This is a genomic window from Stenotrophomonas sp. K-6 (genome assembly GCF_056861555.1).
On record NZ_JBSPUC010000005.1, the window covers coordinates 148,495 to 170,350 of the forward strand.

The window sequence follows — 21,856 nt, forward strand, 5'->3', positions numbered from 1 at the left end:
CCGGGGAAATGAAGTGTGCCGACCGAGGCACCTACCGAGGGTGGGACGGCGGCAGTGCCGCCGTCCAGATCCCTTATTTCGGCTGGTAACGCACGCTCAGGCGGTACTCGCGGCCGGGCTGGTTGTACCAGGCGACGGTTTCGTAGTCGCGGTCGAACACGTTGCTGACCCGGCCCAGTACGGACCAATCACGGGTCAGCGCGTACTCCAGGCGCAGATCCACGGTGCCGTAGCCGCCCAGGCGCACGGTATTGGCGGCATTGTCATACCGCTTGCCGGCGCCGTTGGCGGTGAGGCCGGCGCGGAAGTAACCGAAGCGGCGATCGACATCCAGACGTGCGGTGTTCTGTGCGCGTCGAGCCAGCCAGTTGTCGAACTGCGCGCTGCCGTCGGTACGGTTGCGCGGGTCGGTGTGGCTGAGTTGTGCGTTGAGGTCGAACCCGGCGACGGTGATCGCACCGGTCAGTTCGGCACCGCGGATGCGGGCCTTCTCGACCTGCGACATCATGAACGTGGTCGCGTCGTAGGTGATCAGGTCATCGATGCGCGTTTCGTATACGTCCAGGCCCCAGCGCCAGCCATCACCCTGCTGGGCGATGCCGATGTTCGCGCTCTTGGATTTCTCCGGATCCAGGGTCGGCACGCCGCTCCACGGGTCGTAAAGGTCGCTGAAGGTCGGGGCCTTGAACGCGGTGCCGTAGCTGGCGTTGAGGCGGAACCCGCTGCCCAGTTCCAGGCCCCAGCCGAGGCTGCCGGTGGTGTGGTTGCCGAACTGCTCGTTGTCGTCGTTGCGCACGCTGGCCTGCAGGTGGTGCGCGCCGAAGCGGCCCTGGTACTGCACGAACACGCCGGTGTTGTCGCGGCTGTCCACCAGATAGCCGGCGCTGCTGCCGTCCAGGTTGTCCTGGCTCCAGTCCACACCGGCGCTCAGCAGCTGGCCATCGGCGATGCCGATATCGGCCTGCACCGAGGCGCTGTCGCGGTGGGTCTGGGCGTTGCCCAGCCAGGTATCACCGTTGTAGTTGTCCGATTCGTTGTCGGCGCGGCCGACGTTCACGGTCAGGTTGAAGCGCTCGCTCGGCGTGTAGCGCAACTTGCCGCCGAGCACCTGCTGCAGGGTCTCGGAGTAGTTGTAGTAGCCGTCGTAGTGGTTCTCGCCTTCGGCGCGCAGCGCGGTGCCTTCCAGGCTCAGCGTGTCGGTCAGCGCATAGCCGCCGCGCAGGCTCATCGACAGGTTGCGGTAGCCGTCGCGGTCGGGCTCATCGGCACCGCAGCCGGCAAACGTGGCCGCGTCGCCACGACAGGCGTTGATGCCATCGGTGTGCTGATAGGCGATGTCGGTACCGAACCAGCCACGCTCACCGCTGCCACCGAAGCCACCGCTGGCCTCGCGCAGTCCGTTGCTGCCGCCACCAAGCTGCAGGTGCGGTGCGAACTGGCCGGCGTTGCGGCGGGTGAAGATCTGGATCACGCCACCGATCGCATCGGCGCCGTACAGGCTGGACTGCGGGCCACGCACGATTTCGATGCGTTCGATCTGCGCCAGCGGCAGGTCCTGGATCATGGCCAGGCCGAGGTCGCCGGTGTTGATGCGCACGCCATCGACCAGCACCAGGGTGTGGGCCGAGTTGGTGCCACGCAGGAACAGCGAGCTCTGCTTGCCCAGGCCGCCGCTGTTGTTGAGGTTGATGCCGGCACGGCCGCGCAGCAGATCCTGCAGCGACGGTGCCTGGCTGCGCTCGATCTCGGCGCGGTCGATCACCTGCGCCGGTGAGATGCTGTCCTGCAGGGCGATCGGGGTGCGCGTGGCGGTGACCAGCACCTGGTCCAGTGCGGTGGCGTCGTCCTGTGCGGAGGCCAGCAGGGGCAGGGCCGACAGCACGGCCAGAGAAAGAACGCGGGTTTGCAGCTTCATCGATGACTCCATGCACCGCGCACGCCCGCGCGGCAAGGGGTAGGGATGATTGCGCTGCAGGGGTGTTCGACGGTGGGCGGACGCACGCAGGCGCCTGCTTGCCGCCGCCATGCCCGCCGCATCGCAACCAGTCGTCTTCCAGGCCGGTCTCCGGGCTCGCGGGTCGATGGCGCTGCCATCGTGCCAGGCGCCTTCCCATGCCGGAGCACAGTGGCGTGTTGCCTGGTGTTTCCACGCTTACCGTTGCGGGGGCAGCGCCGGAGTGGCGGCGTGGCACAGGGCCTGACGCGTCACCGGCTTCCCGTTTCAACCTGGCGGCATTGCAGCCCCAGGTCACCTGAAAGTGGGCGCAGTCTAAGCCATCGGCCGGGCCCATGGAGCGCACCGGTTAGAATGCGCCTCGCTTTTTCGATGTGATCTCCATGGCCCCAACGTGGTTGCAGCACCCCGGCACCGACGCCCGTGACCCGCACCGGCCGGCCGCAGCGAGCAGCAGACGGGGCGCGGCATGATCCTGGATCTGATCCGCCACGCCAGCACCGGCCGCGACGATCATCTCGATGGCCGCACCGATCCGCCGCTGCACGAGGGCGCGACCGACGCCTTGTGCGCGCGCTATGCCGGGCTGCCCTGGCAGCGTGTGCTGTCCTCGCCACGGCGGCGAGCGCTGTTGACCGCCGAGGCATTGGCCTTGCCCCACGCAGTGGACGTGGAGGCCGATGAGGAATGGGAGGAACTCGATTTCGGCGACTGGGACGGGCTCGCGCTGGAGGCGCTGCCGATGGATGCGCTGTCAGCTTTCCATCTGGATCCGCACGCCAACCCGCCGCCGCATGGCGAAAGCTGGGGCCACTTCGAGCGCCGCATCGCGCGCGGCCTGCATCGGCTGCTGGACGAACCCGAGCCGGTACCAACGCTGATCGTCAGCCATGGCGGACCGCTGCGGATGGTGCTGTCGCAGGTGTGCGGCCTGCCGATGGCGATGTGCTGGGCACTGCGCATCGATCACGGCACGCGGTTGCGCCTGCGCGTGGAGCGCGAGGACGACCGGCTGTGGGGCGAACTGCTGGAGCTGCAGCAGGTATGAAACGCGGCGGTACCGACGGTGTGTCGGTACCCACGTATCAGCGCTCGTCGTCGTCCATCTCGAACGGCGGTGCTTGGTCGCCGTCGTCGTCGCGATGCTCCACGGTGCGGTCGTAGACCGGACCGGAAGCGGGCGGCGCCTTCTTCAGCGGCTGGTCGGCGATGATCGCTTCGTACTCGGCTACCAGCACGGTGCGGCGCGCCTCCGGCAGCTCCTGCCAGTGGCAGTCCTGCAGCGCACCTTCCAGCGAGTAGAGCAGGTTCAAGCTCGGCTTGAAGCCGGCGCGGCGCACTTTGACGAAGGCGCCGACCGCGCCGACCGCCACCAGATCTTCCGGCGTACGCAGACCGACCTGGCGCAGCCATGCTGCGCTCTTCGGGCCGATGTTGCGCAGCTTGGCGCCACTCATCCCAGTGCCTCGACGAACACGGCCGCAATCGCTTCCAGCCCGGCCTGGTCCTCGGCATCGAAGCGCGCCAGCGAGGGGCTGTCCAGATCGAACACGCCGACCAGCTCGCCGTTGTGGACCAGCGGCACCACCAGTTCCGAACGCGAGGCCGAGTCGCAGGCGATGTGCCCCGGGAACGCATCGACATCTTCGATGCGCTGGGTCACCCGCTGCGAAGCCGCGGCGCCACACACGCCCTTGTCGAGCGGGATGCGCACGCAGGCGGGCAGGCCCTGGAACGGGCCGACGACGAGCTCCTTGCCATCGAAGAAGTAGAAGCCGACCCAGTTCAGGTGCGGCAGGGCGTGGTAGACCAGCGCCGACAGGTTGGCCGCATTGGCGATGCGGTCGCGCTCGCCGTGCACCAGGGCGCGGGCCTGGGCCAGCAGCTGGCCGTACTGTTCCGGCTTGCTGCCGGTGAGCGTGGAGGTATCGAACATGGCCGCAGTCTACCAAGCGCGGCGGTTGGTTGCCCCCGGGGCTGGCGGAACGCAGCGGACTGCACCGCAGCTCGACTGGGTGCGCGGATAATGGCGCGTTTCCGCTCCCGGTCGTCTCCCCATGTCCTTGCCTGCGCCGCGCCCTGCCGCCCTGTTCGTCACCGGTACCGACACTGGCATCGGCAAGACCTTCAGCAGCTGTGTGCTGCTGCATGCCCTGCGCCGCCACGGCGGCACCGCTGTGGGCATGAAGCCGGTCGCCAGTGGCTGCGAACGTACGCCCGAGGGCCTGCGCAACGAGGATGCCACCGCGCTGATGGCCGCCAGCCTGCCGCTGCCCGCGTATGCCGACCTCAACCCGTTCGCGCTGGAGCAGCCACTGGCCCCGGAGATCGCTGCCGCCGAGGCGGGCGTGCAGCTGTCGCTGGCCCCGATAGAAGCGGCGTTCGCACGCCTGCGCGCCAGCGCCGATACGGTCGTGGTCGAGGGCGTCGGCGGCTGGCTGGCGCCGCTGTCGGGCACGCTGGACCAGAGTGATCTCGTGCACGGGCTGGCGCTGCCGGTGGTGATGGTGGTCGGGCTGCGGCTGGGCTGCCTCAACCATGCGCGGCTGACTGCCGAGGCGATTGCGGCCCGTGGCGCGCGCTGCATCGGCTGGATCGCCAACGAGGTGGATCCGAGCATGGCACGCCGCGACGAGAACGTCGCACTGCTCACCGCGCGGCTGCCGATGCCGTGCTGGGGGCGCCTGCCGTATGCGCCGGGCGCGGACCCGGCCCGCCTGGCGGACCGGCTGGTGTTCTGAGCGTCAGCTGCCTGCGCGCGTCCGCAGCGCGCTGGCGAGCCGGCCGACCGTGGCGATCGCGCCGAGGAAACGCGCGTCGAGTTCCTGGCAGCACGACAGGCGCAGGCAATGCCGATAGCGTGCACCGCGCGAGTAGACCTGGCCGGGCATGAACACCACGCCCTCGGCCAAGGCCTGCTCGAACAGCTCCGCGACATCGATCGCGGCGGGCAGTTCCACCCACAGCAGGAACCCGCCGGTCGGCTGGGTGGCCGACGTGCCGGGCGGGAAGTGCTGCGCGATCAGGCCACGCACGTGGCTGACCTGATCGCTGTAGAGCCGACGCAACCCCCGCAGATGATGCTCGTAGTTGCCGGCTTCCAGGAACGCGGCAACCGCGTCCCCGAGCAGGCGTGATTCGGCCCCGGAAGAATGGAATTTCAGCAGCTGGATATCGGCGGCGAAGCGACCACCGTCGAGCCAGCCGATGCGGTAGTCCGGTGCCAGCGTCTTGGAGAAGCCGCTGCAGACCATGATCCAGCCATCGCGATCAAAGCTCTTGGCCAACGGCTCCAGCGGTTCCTTGAACTGCAGCTCGGCGTAGACCGCGTCCTCGATCAACGGCACCTGGTAATGGTTCACCAGCGCGGCCAGGCGCTGCTTGTTCGGCACCGGCATGCTGCCGCCGAGCGGATTGTGCACCGTCGGCATGGCCATGATCGCGGCAATACCCCCGGCCTCGAGCAGGGCTTCCAGCGCATCCAGATCGAGCCCGTCGCGTGGATGGGTCGGCAGCTCGATCGCGCGCAGGCCCAGGCTGCGCAGCAGCGGGTAGATGTTGAAGTACGAGGGCGCTTCGATCGCGACCGCATCGCCGGGTTGGGTCACCACGCGCAATGCCAGCTGCAGGGCTTCCATCGCGCCATGCGTGAGCACCAGCCGGTCCGTGGTGGTGTGCAGCCCCAGCCGCGGGCCACGCTGCACGATCTGGGTCAGCAGCCGTGCCGCACCGTTGGGGCGTGCGTAGGTCTCCACCGTGGTGCCCGCCCGGCGCAGCACCTGCGCGGTGATGCGCGCCAGCTGCGCGCCGGGATAGAAGCGCTTGCCGCGCGGCCCGGCAAACGCCAGATCCACGATGCCGGGCTGCTGCTGCGCGGCCAGCACGCGCGCCATCATCGCGTGCTGCGCCGGTGCGGTCGGTGGTGAGGGCGCCTGCCGCAGCGACTGGGTCGGTTCGGGCAGGCGGGGGCTGACCACGAAGCCGGCCTTGGGCCGTGGCAGCACCAGCCCGGCATCCTCCAGCTGCCGATAGGCGGCGATCACCGTGTTGAGGCTGAGCTTTCGCTGTGTGGCCAGCCCGCGCAGCGACGGCAGTCGGGTGCCCACCGGCAGTCGCCCGCTGCGGATCGCATCGGCCATTTCATCGGCCAGGGATTGATAGAGGTTGGTGGCCATCGGTAGCTGCATCCACGGAATCTGTAACCGTGCGGATACCTGCCATCTGCATCTGTATCCGCTTCCGTCGCCAGCCTACCATGGTGCTTGATGACTTCCCCCACGCACGGCAGGGCAGTGTGTGCCGTGCGTTTTTTCTTTTCCCTGCCGCCGGATCAGCGTGCCGAAATGGTGGTGCTCACCAAGCGCGGCTGCTCGCGGTACAGCGCCGGATACTGCTGTTTCAGCGCGGCCACCTTGGGCAGGTCGTTGATCCGGATGTACAGCGATTCCGGATGCAGGGTGAGGTAGTTCTGGTGATAGCCCTCGGCGGCAAAGAACGGCTTGCCGCCATCGACCTGGGTCACCACGGGCGCAGCGTAGGTCTTCGCCTGCTGCAGCTGGGCGATGTACGCGCGGGTGGCATCGCGTTGGGCCGCGCCGTCGGCATACACCGCCGAGCGGTACTGGGTGCCGCGGTCCGGACCCTGCCGGTTGAGCTGGGTCGGGTCGTGCGCCACCGAGAAGAACACCTGCATCAGCTGGCCATAGCTGACCTGCGCGGGATCGTAGGTGACCTGCACCGCCTCGGCATGGCCGGTGCTGCCACTGCCCACGCGCGGGTAGGTCGCGTTTGCTGCGCTGCCGCCGATGTAACCCGATAGCGCGCTGTCCACGCCCTTGATGTGCTGGAACACGCCCTGCACGCCCCAGAAGCAGCCGCCGGCGAACACGACCGTGGCACGCTTCACGCCCGGTTGGCGCAGGTCTGCCTTGCCGGCAGGGGCGGGCAAGGCGACGGTCGTCACGACCCCGGCAGCATGGGCCGGCCGATCAAGACCCACCACCACGCTGGCGGTGAGTGCCGCGATGGCGACGGCGATACCGCCGGCCACGAGTTTGTCGAACGCGATCTTCATGCGATGGCTCCTCAACCAAACGTAAAGGCATAGGCGTGCACGCCCGGATCGAGGAATTCGATCTCGAAGGTGCGCTCCTGCACGGCGCCGGACTGGCGGATCAGCTGATACAGACGGTTTTCATCCACGCGGCCGTCACCGTCGGCGGAGATGTCGCCACCGGCTGCTGCGCCGGGCGGCTGCCCGTCGATGCGCACGCGGAACCGGACCGGCTTGCCGTCCTCGCCCGGCGCCAGCACCAGGTGCAGGTCGCGTGCATGGAAGCGGAAGGCGATACGGCCGCCGCGTGTCTCCAGCCGGGCATCTTCGTTGCCCACGGTCCAGCGTCCGGCCAAGGCCCACTGGTTGTGTTGCAGCGTGGCAGGCACGGTGTAGTCGGCAGGCTGGTCCTGGCGCTGGCCACCGGGCGAGGCGAAGTTCTCGGCGCGTGCGTGACCCAGGTAGGTCTCCGGCGATTTGAGGTTGTCCATGTCGGCCTGGCGCGCCACGCCATCCAGTGCCATCGCCACCGGTGCGTCATCACCGGGAAGGGTATTGCCGGCCTCGCGCAGCAGCTGGCGGATGATCTGCTCGGACTGCGCATAGTTGCCTTCACCGAAGTGATGCGCACGGATCTGGCCCTGCGCATCGATGAAGTAGTGCGCTGGCCAGTATTTGTTGTTGAAGCCGCGCCAGATGGCGAAGTCGTTGTCGATGGCCACCGGGTAGGTCACCTTCAAGTCCTTCACCGCGCGCTGCACGTTGGCCAGATTGCGCTCGAAGGCGAACTCCGGCGCGTGCACGCCGATCACCACCAGCCCGTGGTCGCGATAGCGCTCGGCCCACTCACGCACGTAGGGCATCGCGCGCAGGCAGTTGATGCAGGAGTAGGTCCAGAAATCCACCAGCACCACCTTGCCGCGCAGCGCCGGTGCATCCAATGGCGGGCTGTTGAGCCAGCCGGTCGCGCCGGCCAGGGAGGGCAGGGTGCCTTCCACCGGCAGCGGCTGCCCGGGCGTGCTCGCGGCGGCGCGCATCATTGCTGCGCCGGTGGCCGGCGCCTGGGCTGGCAGCACGTCGAGCAGGCCCTGTTCCAGCTTGGCGGTGCTGACCGTGGAGAGCCGGGTCAGCACACCGGTATCCCAGCCCATCGCGATGGCGACCACCGCCAGCAACGCGGCGACGCCCAGCCCACGGCGCACCCACTCGCCCACCCCGAGGCGGCGCTTGAGCGCGGCGAACACGCGCCCGCCGATCCAGATCGCCAGCGCCAGCGAGGTGGCCGCACCCAACGCATAGGCCAGCAGCAGCCCGCTGGTACCGACACTGGCGCCCTGCAGTGCCGCGCCGGTGAGGATCAGGCCGAGGATCGGCCCCGCGCACGGCGCCCACAGCAGGCCGGTGGCGATGCCGATCAGCAGCGAGGTGCCAACGCCCCCACGCCCCGCGTCACTGGCCGCATCGGCCGAGGCGCTCAGCCGCGCGCCCAGCCGCTGGAAGGGTGACAGCAGGCGGTCGGCCAGCGCCGGCCACAGCAGTGCCAGCGCGAACACCGCCATCACCACCAGCGCGATCCAGCGCCCGATCTGGTTGGCCTGCGCCACCCATTGGCTGCTCACCGCTGCCAGGCTGGCGACCACCGCGAACATCAGCGCCATACCGATCAGCAGTGGCAGGCCGCTGCGCAGGAAGGGGCGGTCCGAGCGGGCGAACACGAACGGCAGCACCGGCAGGATGCAGGGGCTGAGGATGGTGAGCACGCCACCGAGGTAGGCCAGCACGAGCAGAAGCATGGAGAGGTCCTTCTATGACGCAGGGAAGTGCGGCGCTCAGGCCGCGACGAAGTTCATGGCCACGCCGTTCATGCAGTAGCGCAGGCCGGTGGGGCGTGGGCCGTCATCGAACACGTGGCCGAGATGGCCGCCGCAGCGCTTGCAGTGCGCTTCAACGCGCACCATGCCCAGCGTGGTGTCGCGGTCTTCGCCAACGGCATCGTGCAGTGGCGCCCAGAAGCTGGGCCAGCCGGTGCCGCTGTCGAACTTGGTGGAGGACGAGAACAGCGGCAACGCGCAGCCGGCGCAGGTGAAGGTGCCACGCCGATGCTCCTTGTTGAGCGGGCTGCTGAACGGTCGTTCGGTGCTTTGCCGGCGCAGCACGCTGTACTGGGCAGGGGTGAGCTGTTCGCGCCACTGCGCATCGCTGCGCATGACCTCGAACTGGCGCGCAGGCGCAGCGGGGGCTGCGGGGGCGGGGCCGCTGCAGGCGGTCAACCCGAACAGGCCGGCCGCGGCGGCCATGCCCCCCATTCCAAGCACATTGCGACGTGTGTAACGCATGGCCGATCTCCGGGCACGGGGACGATGCGGCCATGCTGCGCCCGGCCCGGTCAACGAATCCTCACGCAGGGTTAAATTTTCCGTGACACATTCAGGTCGCGATCCGTCGACAATGCCGCCATGCCCTCCTGCCGCCCCCTGAGCCGATGAGCAGTGCCAAGCGCGTCCTGATCGTCGAAGACGATGTCCACATCGCCAACCTGCTGCGCATGCACCTGCGTGATGAAGGCTATGAGGTCACCCATGCCGCCACCGGCGACGAGGGCCTGGCCCTGCTGGAGGCGCAGCCGTGGAGCGCGCTGGTGCTGGACCTGATGCTGCCCGGCGTGGACGGTCTGGAGATCTGCAAGCGTGCCCGCGCGATGACGCGCTACACCCCCATCATCATCACCAGTGCACGCGCCAGCGAAGTGCATCGCATTCTCGGCCTGGAGCTGGGGGCGGACGATTACCTGGCCAAACCCTTTTCGATGCTGGAACTGGTCGCCCGCGTGAAAGCGCTGCTGCGCCGGGTGGAAGCAATGGCCCAGAACGCGCGCATCGATGCCGGTGAGATCGAGGTGGCCGGGCTGCGCATCGACCCGGTCGCACGCACGGCACTGGTCGACGGCCGACCCTTGGAACTGACCCCGCGCGAGTTCGACCTCCTCTATTTCTTTGCCCGTCATCCCGGCCAGGTGTATTCGCGCATGGACCTGCTCAACCAGGTGTGGGGCTACCAGCACGACGGCTACGAACACACCGTCAATACCCACATCAACCGGCTGCGCAACAAGATCGAGCGCGATGCCGCCAACCCGCAGCGCATCCAGACGGTGTGGGGGCGCGGCTACAAACTGGTCGATGGCCACGAGGGGGCAGACACATGATCCGCCTCACCTTGTCCCAGCGCCTGTCCGCGGTGTTTTTCGCGCTGCTGTTGCTGTGTGGTGGTGCGCTGCTCTGGATCCAGATGCGCAGCACCACCGTGCATGAGCAGGAAACCGTGCAGCGCCTCTCGCGCGGCTTGGCCGAGCACATCGCGCGCAGTGGTGAGTTGATGGATGGCCGTGGCATGCGCAACGGCGAAGTGCGCGCGCTGTTCGGCAAGCTGATGGCGGTCAACCCAAGCGTGGAGGTGTACCTGCTCGACGACCAGGGGCGCATTCTCGGCCACGACGCACCGGAGGGGCATCTCAAGCGGGCCCAGGTCGATCTGGGGCCGGTGCAGGCGCTGCTGCGCGATGAGCCGCTGCCGATCCTTGGCGATGACCCGCGCAGTGCCACCGGCCGCAAGGTATTCAATGCGGCACCGCTGTGGGTGCAGGGCCGGCAGGCGGGGTACATCTACGTTGTCTTGGTCGGCGAGGAGCGCGAGGCACTGGCCGCCAACATCGCCGCCAACAGCACGCTGCGCACCACCCTGTGGTCGCTGGCGATCGTCGCGGTGGTGGGGCTGCTGGCCGGCCTGGTCGCGTTCCGCTGGGTGACCCGCCCGCTACGCCAGCTGACCCGGCGCATCCAGTCCTTCGACGTCGATAGCGCCACCCCGGATGCCGCGCCGCCACCGGCGCCGCTGCGTCCGGGCGAGCGCGACGAGCTGGCCATCCTGCAGCACAGCTTCGGGCACATGGCCCAGCGCCTGGGCGAGCAGTGGCAGCAGCTGCGCCAGCAGGACCTGCAGCGGCGCGAGCTGGTCGCCAACATCTCCCACGACCTGCGCACGCCGTTGTCGTCGTTGCATGGGTATCTGGAAACGCTCGCGCTCAAGGACGCCTCGCTCAGTGCCGAGGAGCGCCAGCGCTACCTGTCGATCGCCCTGTCGCAGAGCCACAAGGTCGGCCGGCTGGCCCAGGCGCTGTTCGAGCTGGCCCGGCTGGAGCATGGCGGTGTGGTGCTGGACCGCCAGGCGTTCTCCCTGCCGGATCTGGTCCAGGATGTGTTCCAGAAGTTCGAACTGGCCGCCGAGTCACGCCGGCAGACGTTGAGCGCCGACATTCCCCCGGGCTTGCCGCCGGTGATCGCGGACTTGGCCCTGATCGAACGTGTGTTGACCAACCTGCTCGACAACGCGATCCGGCATACGCCCGAAGGCGGGCGTATCGCAGTGACCCTGCGCGCGGCCGATGGCGAGGTGCAGATCAGCGTGGCCGACAGCGGCCCCGGGATTCCCCCGGCGCGGCGCGATGCCCTGTTCACGGCCATGCCGGCACTGAGCAGCCAGCGACCGGACAGCGGCGGGCTGGGGCTGTTGATCGTGCATCGCATCCTGCAGCTGCATGGGCGTGACATTCGCCTGCTGGAGAGCCGCGAGGGGGCGTTGTTCGTGTTCTCGCTGCCGGCCACGCGGTAACACCGCCCAAAAAAAGACCCGACAGAGGGAGGGTTCTGTCGGGTCTGGGATTGCGTGGGGGGAGGGACCCACGCAAATTCGATGTTGTCTGCCTCAGCCGCGCGTCTTGCCTGCGCTGGGCGTAGCGGCCGCGAACGGCTGCCGGGCAAGTTCGCTGAAGGCTTCGGAGGCCTTCAGTCCCAGGCCGGCCACTTCCTGGGTGGCGCTGGTCCAACGGGCGAGGTTGTCACGTGCCAGTTGCGCGCCTTTGGGCAGCAGCGACTGCAGCGTGCCGGATTCCTGTGACTGCACGATTTCACCGAAGAACCCGCTGGTGGCGGTGATGGTCTTCTCCAGCGTCTTCAACTGCACCCCGAACATGCTTTCGGCATTTTCCAGTGCGAGCCGGTTGGCACGCGTGGCCGTGGTGGCCAGCTGGCGGGTGTAGTCGCTGAAGGAATCGGTGAACGCGGACGCCATGGTCAGGACGGCTCGAGAACGTTGGTGCAATGCAGCATACGCCGAAAATATTGCATTGCAACATTTCGTCGCCAGTGATGGTCCGGGTTTATCTTGATCGTTTACAGATCAATAGGTTACGGCAGGGTGCGGGCGGTGGTGATAGGCCGGGAGCCGGCCAGCGGTCGGCACTACCGCGCCGTGACCTCGCGCCGCCGATCATCCGCGGTAGCGGCAGCCGGAGGTGCAGGTCTCGTGCACGGTGACTTCGCTCAGCTCGGGCAGGGCCGGCTTGAGTTCGTCCCAGATCCACATCGCCAGGCGCTCGCTGGTCGGGTTCTCCAGGCCGGGGATGTCGTTGAGGTAGTGGTGGTCCAGACGGTCGTAGATCGGCTGGAAAGCGGCTTTGACGTCGCCGAAATCCATGATCCAGCCGGTCTGCTCGCCGGGCTCGCCTTCCACTTTGAGTTCCACGCGGAACGAGTGGCCGTGCAGGCGCGAGCACTTGTGGCCCGGCGGCACGTTGGGGAGGTGGTGAGCGGCCTCGAGGGTAAAGACTTTGAAGATTTCCATGGCCGCATTGTAGCGGCGCCTAAAGCTGTGAGAGGGCTGTGGCGTTAATTTTTGCTAAAGAAAACATGTCCATCCGGATGGAGCGATGTTATGTTTTCTTATATCCGCATGAAGCGATGTTATTGGCTCGTTAGGAGCCAGGCATGGACTACTGCGGAACTTGTCGTCCACCACCCCACTGAAGTTCATGCCCAAGCACACTCTTCTTGTAGCGGCGTTGTCCGTCGCTCTGGCAACGCCTTTGACCGCGCTCGCCGACGCCGCCCCCGATGCCGCCGCCCCCGGCGACAGCAAGACCCTCGCCGCCGTGCGGGTCACCGGGTCCAACATCAAGCGCACGGATACCGAGTCGGCCAACCCGGTGCAGGTGATCGAGCGCCAGCAGCTGGAGGAGACCGGCAAGGCCACCGTCGCCGACCTGCTGCGATCGATCTCGGCCAACACCGGCAACGCCGCCAACGAAACCACCAACAACGGCTGGGCCTCCGGTTCGGCCGGCATCGGCCTGCGCGGCCTGTCGCAGAAGAACACGCTGGTGCTGCTCAACGGCCGTCGCCTGGCCAACTACGGCTTCCCGGCCGGCGGCCTGTCGGACACCTTCGTCAACCTCAACGCGCTGCCGCTGGTTGCCGTGGAGCGCATCGAAGTGCTCAAGGACGGCGCCTCGGCCGTGTACGGTTCGGATGCGGTGGCCGGTGTGGTCAACATCATCACCCGGCAGAATTTCGAAGGTGCCGAACTCGGTGGCAGCCTGGGCACCGCCGACCAGGGCGGGCTGGACGAGCAGAACCTGAAGTTCATCGGCGGCATCGGTGATCTGGACACGGACGGCTACAACATCCTGGTCAGCCTGGAAGGCTACAACCGAGAGCGCCTGGACCAGGACGAGCGCGACCTGACCAAATCCGGCATCTACACCGACAAGCCCGGCGGCCGCTGGAACGGCTGGTCGGCCAAGGGCGCACGCTATCTGGTCAACGGCACCTCGGTGCCGATGCTCGATGCCAACGGCAACTGCCCGGACGGCACCACGCTGGTCGCCAGTGCGCCGATCGACGGCCTGGCCGGCAACACCTGCGGCTTCAACCAGGCGCCTTACACCACCCTGATCCCGTCGACCAAGCGCTACCAGGCCTACGTCAACGGCACCTTCCGGGTGAACGACAACGTCGAAGCCTTCGGCGAAGTGCTCTACAGCGACATCAAGGGCGTGTCCTGGTTCGGCAGCAGCCCGTTCTTCACCCTGGAAAGCGGCCGCTTCGCGCTCAACGCCGATACCGGGCTGGCCGAACCGGTGTCGTCCAACCTGCCCGCCAGCAGCCCGTACAACCCCTACGGCCGCGCGGTGCCGATCGAGTACACGTTCTTCAACCTGGGCGGCACGATCAAGACCAACCGTTCGCAGGCCTACCGCGGCCTGGTCGGGCTGCGCGGCAGCCTGCAGAACTGGGACTGGGAAGTGGGGGCGTTCGGCGCGCGCAGCAGCGAGCGGGAGACCGTCTCCGGCGGATTCGCCAATCGCTATGCACTGGCCAATGCGCTGGCCACCGGCAGCTACAACCTGCTCGATCCGTCGGCGACCTCGCAGGACGTGCTCAACGCGATCAACATCAGCACCCTGCGCCCGGCCGAGTCGGTGCTGCAGGGCGTGGATGCCAAGATCTCCGGGGCGATCGGCCACACCTGGGCCGGCGAGATCGGTTTCGCCGCCGGTGCCGAATGGCGCCGCGAGAAGCTTGATTCCAACAACCCCTGGCAGATCGATGCGGGCCTGCAGATCCGCCCGGCGATCGCCGAGGTACATGGTGAGCGCAAGGTCACCGCGGCCTATGCCGAAGTGAACGTGCCGCTGGCCGAGCGCCTGGAACTGCAGGCGGCGGCGCGCGCCGATCATTACAGCGATTTCGGCGATGCGTTTTCGCCCAAGCTGAGCCTGCGCTGGCAGCCGTGGGACATCCTGCTGGTGCGCGCCGCCGCCTCCAAGGGCTTCCGCGCGCCGTCGCTGTCGGAGAACTCCAACAGCACCAGCATCGCCTACGGCAGCGTGATCGATCCGCGCGACCCGGACGTGCCGGGCTCGCGGCAGAACCCGACCTTCTTCACTGTCGGCAACAACGATCTGAAGCCCGAGCGCACCAAGAGCTTCAATGCCGGCATCGTGCTCTCGCCGTGGTCCAACACCAGCCTGAGCGTGGATTACTACCGCATCGAGCTGGAAAACCTGGTCGGCACCAACAACACCCAGACGCTGGTCACCAATGACGTGCCGGGTGCGGTCAGCCGTGATGAGCGCGGCAAGCTGCTGGCGGTGTTCAACCGCTACCAGAACCTCAGTGAGCTGAAGACCTCCGGCTTCGATGTCGAACTGCGCCAGCGGTTCCCGACCACGCAGGCCGGCGACTTCGGCCTGAGCACCGCCTTCACCCACGTGCGCAACTACAGCCGACCCACCGTGGTTGGTGGTCCGCTGGTGGACTACGCCGGCAGCAATCTCGGTGCCACCCTGCCCAAGAACAAGGCCACCACCACCTTCGACTGGAGCTACGGCGACTTCCGCACCGCGCTCACCTGGTACTACACCAGTGGCTATGACCAGAAGGCCAGCGCCGCGGCCACTGCCGTGCAGGATCGGGTCGATGCCTACAACCAGTTCGATCTGTACCTGGGCTACACCGGTATCGACAAGCTGACCGTGTACGCGAAGATCCAGAACCTGGCCGATGAGGAACCGCCGTACGACGCCTCCTTCCCGGGCATCCGCGCGCCGTACGACTTCAGTCAGTACGACCTGCGCGGCCGCTACTTCACGGTCGGCTTCGACTACCGCTTCTGACCTCATCCACTGCACCGGAGTGTGTGTATCCACAGGGCCGGAAGGAACCGGCCCGTCTTTCGGGGAATCGCTGTGTCTTTGCAACGTCGTCTGCTGTCTCCCATCGCCTGGTTGGCGCTGGTGCTGTCTGTGTTCGCTGCGCCTGCCTCCGCGCAGAGCGCGTACTTCTTCCCGGCCGGCGGTGATTTCGATCCGGCCGTGCCCACGCCCCAGCAGTTTCTCGGCTATGAGATCGGCAGCCGGTACACGCGGCACGATCAGCTGGTGGCCTACTTCAACGAACTGGCGAAACACTCCGACAAGATCAAGGTGGAAGAAATCGGCCGCAGTTATGAGGGCCGTCCGCTGCTGATCGCCACGGTGACCTCGGCGCAGAACCTGCAGAACCTGGACACGCTGCGCCGCCAGCACGTCACCCTGGCCGACCCGGCGCAGCCGCTCTCGGCCGCCGGCAGCAGCCCGGTGGTGGTGTGGCTGGGTTACAGCGTGCACGGCAATGAAACCTCCAGCGGCGAAGCGGCGATGCTCACCGCTTACTACCTGGTCGCCAACCGCAGCGCGGAGACCGCGCAGTGGCTGCAGCAGGCGGTGGTGCTGTTCGATCCGGCCCAGAACCCGGATGGGCGCGACCGCGCAGCGAGCTGGCACAACGCGTATGCCTCCTCGCCGGCGTCGGCGGATCCGGCCGACAAGGAGCATGTCGAACCCTTCCCGCAGGGCCGTACCAATCACTACTTCACCGACCTCAACCGCGACTGGCTGGCGCTGACCCAGCAGGACACGCGGCCGAAGATCGCCTATTTCCACCAGTGGTATCCCAACGTCCAGATCGACTTCCATGAGATGGGCAAGGACAGCACCTACTACTTCGAGCCGTCGCCGGCGAGCATGCACAGCCCGCTGATTCCGGCGTCGTCGTATGAGTTCAACAAAACCCTCGCCAAATACCACGCGCAGTCGCTGGATGCGCTGGGCTCGCTGTATTACACCGGGGAGAACTTCGACAACTTCTCGCCGGTGTACGGCTCGACCTACCCGGACTTCCACGGCGCGGTGGGCGTGACCGTGGAGCAGGCCAGCTCGCGCGGCCGCGTACAGGAGTCGGTCAACGGCCTGCTGACCTTCGGCTTCACCATCCGCAACCAGGTGGCGACCGGTCTGGGCACCGTGCGCGGCGCGGTGACCGAGCGCGATGGGCTGCTGAAGCTGCAGAAGGAGTTCTTCCAGTCCGCGCTGAAGCAGGCCAACCAGCAGCCGGTGACGTCCTTCGTGTTCGGCGACGCGGCCGATCCGGGCCTGACCCAGCGGCTGTTGGATCTGCTGCTGCAGCACCAGATCACGGTGCAGGCGTTGAGCGCACCGGTCACCGTGGATGGGCAGCGCTTCGAGCCGGGCAGCGCGTACGTCGTCCAGGCCGCGCAACCGCAGTTCCGCCTGGTGCATTCGATCTTCGCCGACACCCCGCCGATCAAGGGCGATGTGTTCTACGGCAGCACCTCCTATGCGATCGCGCCGGCCTACGGCATCGCCTTCGCCGCGAGCCGCAGCCGGATTGCCGGTGGCGAGCGCGTGGCCAGCGTACCGGCCGCCAACGGTGGCGTGGTCGGCGGTCAGGCGGGCTACGCCTACGTGTTCGATTGGCGCGATTACAACGCCAGCCGCGCGCTGTATGCGCTGCAGGCCAAGGGCGTGGTGACCCGCGCGGCCTTCCAGCCGTTCACCGCGGCCACCGCGCAGGGCGAGCAGTCGTTTGGCTATGGCAGCGTAGTGGTGCCGGTTGCGGGCCAGCCGCTGGCCGGTGCCGAGCTGCTTGCTGCGGTCGATGCGGTCGCACGCAGCAGTGGCGTGCACATCCAGGCGCTGTCCAGCGGGCAGAGCCGTGGTGGCATCGATCTGGGCAGTGACAGCGTCAAGGCGCTGCGCAAGCCGGCGGTGGCGCTGGTGATGGGCGAGGGCGTCAGCGCCACCGAGATCGGCTCAGCGTGGTTCCTGCTGGACCAGCACCTGCAGCTACCGGCCAGCAAGATCGATCCGGCCCAGCTGGGCAAGATCACGCTGGACCGCTACACCACCATTGTCCTGGCCGGCGGTACCTATACCGGCGTGGACGCCACCGCAGTGGCGGCGCTCAAGCGCTGGATCAACGCCGGTGGCTCGTTGATCACCTACGGCACGGCCGCGCGCTGGGCGATCGAGCAGAAACTCAGCGATGAGGTGCTGGGGCCGGAGGAGAAGGAGCCGGACACCGCACGGCGTGCGTTCGGCGATCAGCGTGACATCGCGGCGATCGAGCGGGTGAGCGGCAACATCCTCAGCGCAGACGTGGACAACACCCACCCATTGGGCTTCGGCGTACCGCGCCGGCAGCTGGCGGTGAACAAGGAAAACGGCCTGAGCTTCCAGCCCAGCCGCAACCCGTTCTCCACCGTGGTGCGCATCGACGACGCGCCCAAGGTCAACGGCTACCTGTCCGAACGCAACCGCAGCCGCGTCGCCGGTGCCGCGTGGCTGGTGGTGTCGCCGCAGGGGCAGGGCAATGTGGTGCTGTTCGCCGATGATCCGGCGCACCGCAAGTACTGGCATGGCACCGAGCGCCTGCTGTTGAACGCGATCTTCTTCGGCAACCAGCTCAACCCGACCAAGCCGCGCGGCTGACGCATCCGCCTCGGTCATGCCGGCCGCCGGCCGGCTCCCGACCGTTCTCACCGCGGCCCGCGGGTCTGCCGGACCACGTGCCGGAACAGCCGACAAAGGTCGGCTGTTTCCGTTTGTCAGACACCCATCACATCGCACGTGAAATTTCCGTATTGCGAATCATTCGCAATAGACCTACGATGGCGCCCGCCGGCTCGACCCGCAGCCGTCCTTCCAGGGAACTACCATGAAGATCGTCCCGCTCACCGCTGCCCTGATGGCACTGGTGCTGGCCCCGGCTGTCCTCGCGCAGCCGGCTACCCAGGCCGCCACCGCCTCGCCGACCGCCGCTGCCTTCCTCGCCCAGTTCGATGCCGAGGGCACCGACAGCGTCAGCTGGGCCCAGTTCGAGGCTTTCCGCAAACAGCGTTATGCCCAGACCGACCGCAACCACGACGGTCATGTCGACGAGCAGGAATACGTGGACGAGTACCTGCAGCGGTTCGATGTGCGTCTGGCCGACGCGCGCGCCGGACACCTGCGCCAGACCGACACCCGTTTCAAAGCGCTGGATCGCGACAAGAACGGCGTGATCAGCCGTGCCGAGTACGATGCGGCGGGCGGACGCACCTGGGCTGGCTACGAGACGTCGCAGAACGCCACGCAGGAGACCGCCGCGGCGTCGTCGCGCGATCCGCTGAAGATGCCGACCTCGCATACCGCCAACGGCATGCTGGAGCTGTACGACCGCAACAAGGATGGCGCGGTGGACCGTGAGGAATTCGATGCGGTGCGTGCTGCGAGCTTCGCCGCTACCGATACCGACGGCAACGGCACCTTGTCGCCGGTCGAGTACACCGCCGAGTTCGAAGGCCGCCTGGACCAGCAGCGCCAGCGTGTCCGCGCCGATGCCGAACGCCAGGCCCGCGTGCGCTTCGCCTCGCTGGACAAGGACAAGGACGGCCGCATGACCTTCGCCGAGTACCAGCTCTCCGGCAAGCGCATGTTCGATCGCGCCGACAGCAATGGCGACGGCGTCGTCGATGCGCGTGATCCCGAGCCGGTCGCCGGCGCGCACTCGGCCAACGGCAACCGCTAGCGACCCGGACGTGCCGCGCACGTCCCACGCGTCCGCCAACGATGAATCCAGCGCGCGAATTCCCGCGCGCCCCTGTGCCTCCCAGCCCCGCTCGATCCACCGATCGCCGCAGCCAGGAACGGCCCGCCGCCACCGCGGCGCTCACGCCATTCCCTACCCCTCCTGCGGAGCTTGATCATGAAGTCGTCCCTCACCCTGCTGGCCATGGCGGTCGCCGCCAGCCTGTCCGTCACCGTGCACGCTGAGACCGTCAACGATGCCAGTACGCTCGACACCGTGCGTGTCCAGGCCGAGCGCGCGAAGAAAACGCGTTCGGCCAACCAGAACGTCACCGTGCTCACTGCAGCCGATCTCGACAGCGAGATGGCCAACACGATGGAAGAAGCGATCCGCTACATCCCCGGTGTCAGCATCGTGGACATGGGCCGTTTCGGCGACAACGGGTTCAACATCCGCGGTCTGGAAAGCGACCGCGTGGCGATCACCGTCGATGGCCTGAGCCTGGGCGAATCGGTGGAGAGCGCGCGCTCCTACGAGTTCTTCCGCAGCGGCCGCGGCGATGTGGACATCGATACGCTCAAGAGCCTGGCCGTGATCAAGGGCGCCGATTCGATCAGCGCCGGCAGCGGCGCACTGGGCGGCGCGGTGGTGTTCACCACCAAGGACCCGGCCGACTATCTCAAGGCGAGCGGCAACGATACCCACCTGGGTTTCAAGGCGGGCTACTCAGGCGCCAATGACGAAACCATGGGCACGCTGACCGTCGCCAACCGCACCGGCATCGTCGAATCGATGCTGGTCTACACCCGTCGCGAAGGCCACGAATCCGAGTCGTGGTACGACACCACGAACGATCGCATCGGGGTCGGTCGCCGCACGCCCGATCCGGTCGACAGCACCCGCGACAACCTGCTCGGCAAGCTCGACCTGCAGCTCGACGAGGCCAACACGCTGGGCTTCCTGTACGAGCGTGGCCGCGCCACCAACGACGTGGACAACCTGTCGCGCGTCTATGCCCCGGGATACCTGTCGCGCAAAGGCCATGACACCAACGACCGTGACCGCTACGGCGTGAACTACCAGTGGCGGGCCGACAACGCGCTGTTCGATACGCTGGATGCGCAGGTGGACCGCCAGGTCACCGACAGCCGTGGCATCACTACCATTCTGGCCGGCAGTGGTTGCCCGGGGCGCACCACGCCCTGCCTGCGCAGCGAGAACCGTTCGACCAAGCAGACCCTGGATCGTGCCGCGGCCGATTTCAGCAAGGTGTTCGCCACCGCCGGCGCGCGCCATGACGTCGTCTACGGCCTGGCCTGGCAGCAGCGCGACATCGACTTCACCGCGGTTGATACGCGCTGGAATGCGGCGGGCGCCGTGGCCTCGGTCGAAATCGATCCGCGCCAGGTCCCCAAAACCGATGTGACCGCCTGGAACCTGTACCTGCGCGACAGCGTGCAGCTGCTGGACGAGCGCCTGACCCTCAGTGCCGGCGCGCGCTATGACCGCTACGACTATTCGCCGCAGGTAGATGCCACCTTCGTGGACCGTACCGGTACCGTGCGTGATGTGAGCTTCGCCTCGCCGAGCTGGCAGGCCGGTGTCGAATATCGCTTCCTGCCCGACCACGCGCTGTGGGCGCAGGTGGGTCGCGGCTTCCGTGCGCCGACCGTGGCGGACATGTATTCGCCGACCAGCGCCACCCAGGTGATCAATGCGCAGAATGGCCAGCCGCTGCTGCTCAACGACACCGTGTCCAATCCGGACCTGGACGCAGAGAAGAGCCTGAATCTCGAGTTCGGCTACCGCTGGAGCACGGATCGGGCGAAGCTGGGCCTGTCGGTGTTCCGCGACCGCTACGAGAACTTCATCGAGTACACCAACCTGGCGCAGTCGGTGCCGGGCGGGTTCCGCACGACGGCGACCGGTCCAGTGCTGTACTCGCGCAACTACACGATGCCGACCAACGCGGGCGAAGTGACGGTCAAGGGTGTGGAACTGGAAGGACGCTGGCAGATCAGCGACGCATGGTCCTCGCGCCTGGCTGCCTCGTACAGCGAAGGCGAGAAGCGCAACGGCGATCCGCTGGAGAGCATCGTGCCGGCCAGTGCCGTGCTGGGGGTGCGCTATGCCCCGTCGCCGGTGTGGAACCTCACCGCCAGCGTGACTCATGCCGTGGCCAAGAAGGCCAAGGATGCCTACACCACCGATGCCACCACCGGCAGGGTCACCACGCCGGACTTCGTCGACAAGGCCGACGGCTACACCGTGCTGGATCTGTACGGCACCTGGAACGTCACCCCGCAGTGGAAGCTCAGTGCCGGCCTCTACAACCTGACCAACGAGGAGTACTACCTCTGGCAGCGCGTACGCAACATCAACAAGGGGAGCAACACGCTGTACGGCTACGTCAACGATGAAGGCATCGGCCGCTACAGCGAGCCGGGCCGCAATGCACGCATCACGGTGGCCTACAGCTTCTGAAGCCGCTGCACCGACCCTGGGCCGAGCCGCCGGTAGCGCTGGCCGCTGGCCGGCTCCCGACAAACGAAAAGGGCGACGCAGATGCGTCGCCCTTTTCATGTTTCAGCGATGCCCGAAGGA

At 67.3% G+C, this 21,856-nt stretch carries 17 protein-coding genes and 1 riboswitch; of the genes, 8 read left to right on the plus strand and 9 right to left on the minus strand.

Annotated elements, in window-relative coordinates:
- Positions 1–73 precede the first annotated feature (73 nt).
- On the minus strand, positions 74–1,915 hold the full coding sequence (gene btuB / locus AC13F7_RS15665; protein WP_483001969.1) for a TonB-dependent vitamin B12 receptor: 1,842 nt from the start codon (positions 1,913–1,915) through the stop codon (positions 74–76).
- Positions 1,916–2,039: 124 nt separating this feature from the next.
- Positions 2,040–2,271: riboswitch (cobalamin riboswitch) on the minus strand.
- 152 nt (positions 2,272–2,423) lie between these two features.
- Between btuB and AC13F7_RS15670 the strand changes: the two genes are divergently transcribed.
- Positions 2,424–3,002: a histidine phosphatase family protein gene (locus AC13F7_RS15670; protein ID WP_483001971.1), complete on the plus strand. Its 579-nt coding sequence runs from the start codon at positions 2,424–2,426 to the stop codon at positions 3,000–3,002.
- A gap of 37 nt (positions 3,003–3,039) precedes the next feature.
- Here AC13F7_RS15670 and AC13F7_RS15675 read toward each other — a convergent pair whose 3' ends face one another.
- Together AC13F7_RS15675 and AC13F7_RS15680 are read right to left on the minus strand one after the other, a co-directional pair.
- The gene (locus AC13F7_RS15675; protein ID WP_481468559.1) at positions 3,040–3,411 is read right to left on the minus strand and encodes a TfoX/Sxy family protein; all 372 of its coding nucleotides are present in this window, start codon (positions 3,409–3,411) and stop codon (positions 3,040–3,042) included.
- On the minus strand, positions 3,408–3,890 hold the full coding sequence (locus AC13F7_RS15680) for a GAF domain-containing protein (protein WP_259261731.1): 483 nt from the start codon (positions 3,888–3,890) through the stop codon (positions 3,408–3,410). The genes AC13F7_RS15675 and AC13F7_RS15680 overlap by 4 nt, the downstream gene beginning before the upstream one ends.
- Positions 3,891–4,011: 121 nt before the next feature.
- Between AC13F7_RS15680 and bioD the strand changes: the two genes are divergently transcribed.
- On the plus strand, positions 4,012–4,695 hold the full coding sequence (gene bioD / locus AC13F7_RS15685; protein ID WP_483001974.1) for a dethiobiotin synthase: 684 nt from the start codon (positions 4,012–4,014) through the stop codon (positions 4,693–4,695).
- A gap of 3 nt (positions 4,696–4,698) precedes the next feature.
- Here bioD and AC13F7_RS15690 read toward each other — a convergent pair whose 3' ends face one another.
- The 4 genes from AC13F7_RS15690 to msrB all read right to left on the minus strand — a co-directional run bounded on the left by AC13F7_RS15690 (position 4,699) and on the right by msrB (position 9,343).
- Complete coding sequence (locus AC13F7_RS15690; protein ID WP_483001976.1) at positions 4,699–6,129, minus strand: aminotransferase-like domain-containing protein; 1,431 nt, start codon at positions 6,127–6,129, stop codon at positions 4,699–4,701.
- Positions 6,130–6,284: 155 nt separating this feature from the next.
- Positions 6,285–7,028 carry a peptide-methionine (S)-S-oxide reductase MsrA gene (gene msrA / locus AC13F7_RS15695; RefSeq protein ID WP_483001978.1) on the minus strand — a complete coding sequence of 248 codons (744 nt, stop codon included), beginning with the start codon at positions 7,026–7,028 and terminating at the stop codon, positions 6,285–6,287.
- Positions 7,029–7,039: 11 nt separating this feature from the next.
- Positions 7,040–8,800, minus strand: coding sequence for a cytochrome c biogenesis protein DipZ (locus AC13F7_RS15700; RefSeq protein ID WP_483001980.1), 1,761 nt, complete (start codon positions 8,798–8,800; stop codon positions 7,040–7,042).
- A 36-nt stretch (positions 8,801–8,836) separates the two neighbouring features.
- Positions 8,837–9,343, minus strand: a complete 507-nt coding sequence (gene msrB, locus AC13F7_RS15705) for a peptide-methionine (R)-S-oxide reductase MsrB (protein WP_481468568.1) — start codon at positions 9,341–9,343, stop codon at positions 8,837–8,839.
- A 146-nt stretch (positions 9,344–9,489) separates the two neighbouring features.
- Between msrB and AC13F7_RS15710 the strand changes: the two genes are divergently transcribed.
- Positions 9,490–10,212, plus strand: a complete 723-nt coding sequence (locus AC13F7_RS15710; protein ID WP_481468570.1) for a response regulator transcription factor — start codon at positions 9,490–9,492, stop codon at positions 10,210–10,212.
- Entirely contained in the window at positions 10,209–11,675 is a 1,467-nt protein-coding gene (locus AC13F7_RS15715) for a sensor histidine kinase (protein WP_481468572.1), read from the plus strand. Before AC13F7_RS15710 ends, AC13F7_RS15715 begins: the two co-directional genes overlap by 4 nt.
- A gap of 93 nt (positions 11,676–11,768) precedes the next feature.
- Here AC13F7_RS15715 and AC13F7_RS15720 read toward each other — a convergent pair whose 3' ends face one another.
- Positions 11,769–12,134 carry a phasin family protein gene (locus AC13F7_RS15720; protein WP_483001983.1) on the minus strand — a complete coding sequence of 122 codons (366 nt, stop codon included), beginning with the start codon at positions 12,132–12,134 and terminating at the stop codon, positions 11,769–11,771.
- Positions 12,135–12,332: 198 nt separating this feature from the next.
- On the minus strand, positions 12,333–12,686 hold the full coding sequence (gene queD / locus AC13F7_RS15725) for a 6-carboxytetrahydropterin synthase QueD (protein WP_483001985.1): 354 nt from the start codon (positions 12,684–12,686) through the stop codon (positions 12,333–12,335).
- Positions 12,687–12,873: 187 nt separating this feature from the next.
- Here queD and AC13F7_RS15730 point away from each other — a divergent pair, with 187 nt between their 5' ends.
- The 4 genes from AC13F7_RS15730 (at position 12,874) to AC13F7_RS15745 (ending at position 21,736) form a co-directional block, all read left to right on the plus strand.
- Complete coding sequence (locus AC13F7_RS15730; protein WP_483002325.1) at positions 12,874–15,519, plus strand: TonB-dependent receptor; 2,646 nt, start codon at positions 12,874–12,876, stop codon at positions 15,517–15,519.
- A 72-nt stretch (positions 15,520–15,591) separates the two neighbouring features.
- On the plus strand, positions 15,592–18,174 hold the full coding sequence (locus AC13F7_RS15735; RefSeq protein ID WP_483001987.1) for a M14 family zinc carboxypeptidase: 2,583 nt from the start codon (positions 15,592–15,594) through the stop codon (positions 18,172–18,174).
- 226 nt (positions 18,175–18,400) lie between these two features.
- Positions 18,401–19,252, plus strand: a complete 852-nt coding sequence (locus AC13F7_RS15740; RefSeq protein ID WP_483001989.1) for an EF-hand domain-containing protein — start codon at positions 18,401–18,403, stop codon at positions 19,250–19,252.
- Between the two features lie 177 nt (positions 19,253–19,429).
- Positions 19,430–21,736, plus strand: coding sequence for a TonB-dependent hemoglobin/transferrin/lactoferrin family receptor (locus tag AC13F7_RS15745; protein ID WP_483001991.1), 2,307 nt, complete (start codon positions 19,430–19,432; stop codon positions 21,734–21,736).
- Positions 21,737–21,856: the final 120 nt, after the last annotated feature.

Bases quoted from the DNA above. Each gene is read 5' to 3' on its own strand.
- AC13F7_RS15740 (WP_483001989.1), top strand. From the start codon at position 18,401: ATGAAGATCGTCCCGCTCACCGCTGCCCTGATGGCACTGGTGCTGGCC.
- btuB (WP_483001969.1), bottom strand. From the start codon at position 1,915: ATGAAGCTGCAAACCCGCGTTCTTTCTCTGGCCGTGCTGTCGGCCCTG.
- msrA (WP_483001978.1), bottom strand. From the start codon at position 7,028: ATGAAGATCGCGTTCGACAAACTCGTGGCCGGCGGTATCGCCGTCGCC.
- AC13F7_RS15690 (WP_483001976.1), bottom strand. From the start codon at position 6,129: ATGGCCACCAACCTCTATCAATCCCTGGCCGATGAAATGGCCGATGCG.
- msrB (WP_481468568.1), bottom strand. From the start codon at position 9,343: ATGCGTTACACACGTCGCAATGTGCTTGGAATGGGGGGCATGGCCGCC.
- AC13F7_RS15730 (WP_483002325.1), top strand. From the start codon at position 12,874: ATGCCCAAGCACACTCTTCTTGTAGCGGCGTTGTCCGTCGCTCTGGCA.
- AC13F7_RS15680 (WP_259261731.1), bottom strand. From the start codon at position 3,890: ATGTTCGATACCTCCACGCTCACCGGCAGCAAGCCGGAACAGTACGGC.
- AC13F7_RS15670 (WP_483001971.1), top strand. From the start codon at position 2,424: ATGATCCTGGATCTGATCCGCCACGCCAGCACCGGCCGCGACGATCAT.
- AC13F7_RS15745 (WP_483001991.1), top strand. From the start codon at position 19,430: ATGAAGTCGTCCCTCACCCTGCTGGCCATGGCGGTCGCCGCCAGCCTG.
- AC13F7_RS15700 (WP_483001980.1), bottom strand. From the start codon at position 8,800: ATGCTTCTGCTCGTGCTGGCCTACCTCGGTGGCGTGCTCACCATCCTC.
- AC13F7_RS15715 (WP_481468572.1), top strand. From the start codon at position 10,209: ATGATCCGCCTCACCTTGTCCCAGCGCCTGTCCGCGGTGTTTTTCGCG.
- bioD (WP_483001974.1), top strand. From the start codon at position 4,012: ATGTCCTTGCCTGCGCCGCGCCCTGCCGCCCTGTTCGTCACCGGTACC.
- AC13F7_RS15675 (WP_481468559.1), bottom strand. From the start codon at position 3,411: ATGAGTGGCGCCAAGCTGCGCAACATCGGCCCGAAGAGCGCAGCATGG.
- queD (WP_483001985.1), bottom strand. From the start codon at position 12,686: ATGGAAATCTTCAAAGTCTTTACCCTCGAGGCCGCTCACCACCTCCCC.
- AC13F7_RS15710 (WP_481468570.1), top strand. From the start codon at position 9,490: ATGAGCAGTGCCAAGCGCGTCCTGATCGTCGAAGACGATGTCCACATC.
- AC13F7_RS15720 (WP_483001983.1), bottom strand. From the start codon at position 12,134: ATGGCGTCCGCGTTCACCGATTCCTTCAGCGACTACACCCGCCAGCTG.